A 4,192-nucleotide genomic window follows, 5' to 3' on the forward strand; every position below is an offset into this window, starting at 1 on the left:
CCCCCGATTCCACATTCTCCGCCGCCTCCTCTATGCTGCACCCCATGCTGCTGCATCTCTCAAGCTGGCCCGAAATCGAGGCCTATCTCGAAACGTCGAAGGGAATCGTGATCCCGATCGGCTCGACGGAGCAGCACGGGCCGAACGGGCTCATCGGCACCGATGCGATCTGCCCGGAGGCGATCGCGCAGCGCGCGGGCGCCGAAGCGGGCTTTCTCGTCGGCCCGACCTTCAATGTCGGCATCGCGCAGCATCATCTCGGGTTTCCGGGCACGATGACGCTGCGTCCTTCGACGATGATCGCCGCGATCCATGACTGGGTGTCGTCGCTCGCCCGCCACGGCTTCGAACGCATTTATTTCTTCAACGGCCATGGCGGCAATGTCGCGACCATCGAGGCGGCCTTCGCCGAGATATATGCCGACCGCTCGCTCGCCGATCCCGCCTCCAATCGCGGTCCGGTCAGATGCAAGCGCGCCAACTGGTGGGACTTCAAGCCGGTCGGCGATTTCTGCAAGCAGCGCTACGGCGCGTCGCATGGCGCGCATGCGACGCCGTCCGAAGTTGCCGTCACGCAATTCGTCCATCCGGCCGCGATCAAGCAGGCCGAGATGGCGCCGAAGATCGCGCCCTGGGGCCGCTACAGCGATGCCGAAAGCTACCGCGCCGCCTTCCCCGATGGCCGCATCGGCTCCGACCCCTCGCTCGCCGATCCTGCCGACGGCGAAAAACTCGTCGCCCTGTCGGTCAGGGGATTGATCGAGGACTTCCGGAAATTCGAGGCGGAGTGAGGGGTTGTGAGAATCATCTTGACGTATCAATCTGTTTCTTGATACATCTTGATCGATCTGGATGGAGAATGCCACATGACCATGCGCGAAAAATTTGCCTCACAGGCCGATCCCGAATTACTCGCTCAAATGCGCGAGCTGGCCAAGACAGAAGGCCGACAGTTTCAGGCCCTGGTCGAGGAAGCGTTTCGCGAATTTCTTGCCCGCAAGGCGGGCGAGCGGCCGCGCGAAAACGTGATGGCGCATTTCCGCGATAGCGTTCGACGCAATGCCGAGCTCTACAAGCGCCTCGCGAAATAGCGCGCTTTCATGCCCGACTATCTGACGCTGACCGAAGTGCTTTCCATGCATGAGGAGTTGATCGATCTCTATGGTGGCGCCAAAGGTGTGCGCGACATGGGTGCGATCGAATCCGCCTTGTTCCGTCCACAGACGGGGTATTACGACGATGTTGTTGCAGAGGCTGCGGCACTGCTTGAAAGCCTTGCCGTCAACCATCCGTTCATCGATGGGAACAAGCGAGTTGCCTTCGCCGTCGCGGACGTTTTTCTCAGACTCAATGGCTATCGTTTTGAAGAAGACCCGGTCGCCGCTCACGAGTTTATGATCGAACTTTTCGAGCGGGGCAAATTTCGTTTTGAGAAGCTGGAGCCTTGGCTGCGAGCGAAGACGAAGTCGCGATAGGGGCAGGCCCCGGTGTGTCGGGGATGTGTTAGGATCGGCGCGGACGGGTGATCGCCGGTCAAAGGGGGGATAATCTCGATGCTGAGCAAAAGAGTCCTGGTGTTGATTTCCTGTCTTGCCGGGGTCGCCGGCCTTGGCGTTTCCTCAATCGGTGCTGCGCCTGCGCGCGCGGAGACGGCCGCCTCGTCGAGCGCTCCTGCGGAACTGGAAGAGCTTCGCCTCGCCGCCGGGCAGGGGGATGCCACCGCCCAGTTCGATCTCGGCGTGATGTATGCCAACGGACGAGGCGTTGCCCGGAACGACGGTGAGGCTGTGCGCTATTTTCGTCTCGCCGCCGAACAGGGGCATGCGGCGGCCCAAAGCTATCTCGGTTTTATGTATGCCGAAGGAAGAGGCGTTGCTCAGAACGATGGCGAGGCTGCGCGCTATACTCGCCTTGCCGCCGATCAAGGTGATGTCGACGCCCAATACGCTCTCAGCGAGATGTATGCCGAAGGGAGAGGCGTTGCTCAGAACTTTGGCGAGGCCGTGCGCTATCTTCGCCTCGCCGCCGATCAAGGTGATGTCTACGCCCAACGAGTTCTCGGCGATATATATGAAAACGGAAGAGGCGTTGCTCAGAACGGTGGCGAAGCTGTGCGCTATTATCGCCTCGCCGCCGATCAAGGTAATGCCGAAGCCCAAGACCATCTCGGCTGGATGTATGCCGAAGGAATAGTAGGCGTTGCTCAGAACGACGGTGAGGCTGTGCGCTATTATCGTCTCGCCGCCGAGCAAGGGCATATGTGGGCTCAATACAACCTCGCCGGGATGTATGTTGACGGAAGAGGCGTTGCTCAGAACGATGGCGAGGCTGCGCGCTACTATCGTCTCGCCGCCGAACAGGGCGTTGCCGATGCTCAAGGCAAACTCGCCGGGATGTATGAAGACGGAAGAGGCGTTGTTCAGAGCGACAGCGAGGCTTACTTCTGGCTGAGCCTGGCGGCATCCAAACGCCCCGACTATACAGACGACAGAGACCTTGCGGGGTCTCGTTTGAATCCGACGGAGATTGCAAACGTGCAGGCGCGCGTAGCGGCGTGGAAAGCGAAGAAATAGGCGGCCTGTCCGGCCGCGATTTATGATTTCGCGATCGGTTTCTTCGAGCGGGACGAATTTCGTTTTGAAAAGCTGGCGCCTTGGCTGCGCGCGAACTCGACGGCGCTATGGATTTCTGGATGGCAGGATGAGGAGTTGGACTCCTGTGTGTTGATGACGTGTCAGGATTGGTGCGGGCGGAAGATCGCCGGTCAAAAAGGGGTATTCGGATGCTGAGCAAAAGAGTTCTGGTGCTGATTTCCTGTCTTGTCGGGATCGCCGGCCTTGGTGTTGTCCCAATTGGCGTTGCCGCAATCGGCGTTGCGCCCGCGCTTGCGGAAACGGTCGCCCCGCCGGCCGATCCTGGGGAGCTGGAAAAGCTTCGTCTTGCCGCCGAGCAGGGGGATGCTGAAGCCCAATTCAATCTCGGCGTGATGTATGCAGACGGAAAAGGCGTTCCCCGGAACGACAGCGAGGCTGTGCGCTATTTTCGTCTTGCCGCCGATCGGGGGCATGCGGCCGCCCAACTCCATCTCGGCGTGATGTATGCAGACGGACGAGGCGTTCCTCAGAACGATGACGAGGCTGTACGCTATTTTCGTCTCGCCGCCGATCAGGGGGATGCCTACGCCCAATTCAATCTCGGCCAGATGTATTCCGAAGGAAAAGGCGTTCCCCAGAACGACAGCGAGGCTGTGCGCTACTATGGTCTCGCCGCCGATCAGGGAGTTGCCTACGCGCAATTCAATCTCGGACGGATGTATGAAGACGGAACAGGTGTTCCCCAGAACTATGGCGAGGCTTACTTCTGGCAAAGTTTGGCCGCGTCCGCGTCTGGGTTCGCTCCATTTGCAGAAAACAGAGACCTTGTGGGGTCTCGTTTAAGTTCGGCGGAGATTGCAGACGTGCAGGCGCGAATAGCGGCGTGGAAAGCGAAGAAATAGGCGGCCCGTCCCGTCGCGGCCTGAGATTTCAGGAGTGCGCCCGAGCGCGATGAATTCAGGATCGGAAAACGGGAGCCGTGGCTGCGGAAAAAAGCGAAGGCGCTCTAGTCCACATGCCTGCCCGTTCCGTCGCCTGCCGCGACCCAGCGCCGCGTGCGGTTCACTTTCATCTTCGCATCGACAGCTTCGGCGAGATCGAAGCCGAGCGTGGCGCCGAGCCGGTTGAGAAGAATGAGAATGTCGGCCGTTTCGCGCGCCGCCTCCGCCGCATCGCCGCGTTCCAGCGCCTCGATCAACTCGTCGAGTTCGAGCCTTGCGCGTCTTGCGAGCGCGGCGGGATGTGTCGCCGGTCCGAAGGTCTCCTCGCCCCAGCGCGCGATCGTCGCCTGCGTTTCGCATCCCGTTGTCATGATCTATTCCCGGTTCATCCGTTATACCTTCGCGCTATGAACTTATCCCCGCTGTCACCGAAACCCCACAGCGCAGCGCTGCGCTGACGCATTCTCGCCACAGCGGAGATAAAGCATGCATTCGCCGCCGCGCCGGGGACAAGTTCGTGGCGCGGCGCATGTGCGCGACGAATTCGGTGTCGAATTCGTCTCCTTTGTGGTCTCTCATCTCGACACGGAGAATCGCTCAAATTCCATTTGTGACAGTTTTTTGACAGTTTCGTGACAGAGGGGGGGTCCGCTGTCG

At 60.2% G+C, this 4,192-nt stretch carries 6 protein-coding genes; 5 read left to right on the forward strand and 1 reads right to left on the reverse strand.

From position 1 onward, the window contains the following. From WEB61_RS08080 to WEB61_RS08100, 5 genes are all read left to right on the forward strand, one after another. Nucleotides 1–791, forward strand: a 791-nt coding sequence (locus WEB61_RS08080) for a creatininase family protein (RefSeq protein ID WP_368063825.1), incomplete at its 5' end; no start/stop codon positions are given. 75 nt (nt 792–866) lie between these two features. Beyond that, nucleotides 867–1,091 carry a hypothetical protein gene (locus WEB61_RS08085; RefSeq protein WP_368063826.1) on the forward strand — a complete coding sequence of 75 codons (225 nt, stop codon included), beginning with the start codon at nt 867–869 and terminating at the stop codon, nt 1,089–1,091. A 9-nt stretch (nt 1,092–1,100) separates the two neighbouring features. Then, nucleotides 1,101–1,475, forward strand: a complete 375-nt coding sequence (locus WEB61_RS08090; RefSeq protein ID WP_368063827.1) for a type II toxin-antitoxin system death-on-curing family toxin — start codon at nt 1,101–1,103, stop codon at nt 1,473–1,475. Nucleotides 1,476–1,553: 78 nt separating this feature from the next. Continuing rightward, the gene (locus WEB61_RS08095) at nt 1,554–2,573 is read left to right on the forward strand and encodes a tetratricopeptide repeat protein (protein WP_368063828.1); all 1,020 of its coding nucleotides are present in this window, start codon (nt 1,554–1,556) and stop codon (nt 2,571–2,573) included. A 170-nt stretch (nt 2,574–2,743) separates the two neighbouring features. After that, nucleotides 2,744–3,496: a tetratricopeptide repeat protein gene (locus tag WEB61_RS08100; protein ID WP_368063830.1), complete on the forward strand. Its 753-nt coding sequence runs from the start codon at nt 2,744–2,746 to the stop codon at nt 3,494–3,496. Between the two features lie 104 nt (nt 3,497–3,600). On the opposite strand, the gene WEB61_RS08105 is transcribed toward WEB61_RS08100, so the two are convergent. After that, nucleotides 3,601–3,906, reverse strand: a complete 306-nt coding sequence (locus tag WEB61_RS08105) for a dATP/dGTP pyrophosphohydrolase domain-containing protein (protein WP_368063829.1) — start codon at nt 3,904–3,906, stop codon at nt 3,601–3,603. Between the last annotated feature and the right edge of the window lie 286 nt (nt 3,907–4,192).

The organism is Parvibaculum sp. (assembly GCF_040882025.1).
In the GTDB taxonomy this organism is placed as follows: domain Bacteria; phylum Pseudomonadota; class Alphaproteobacteria; order Parvibaculales; family Parvibaculaceae; genus Parvibaculum.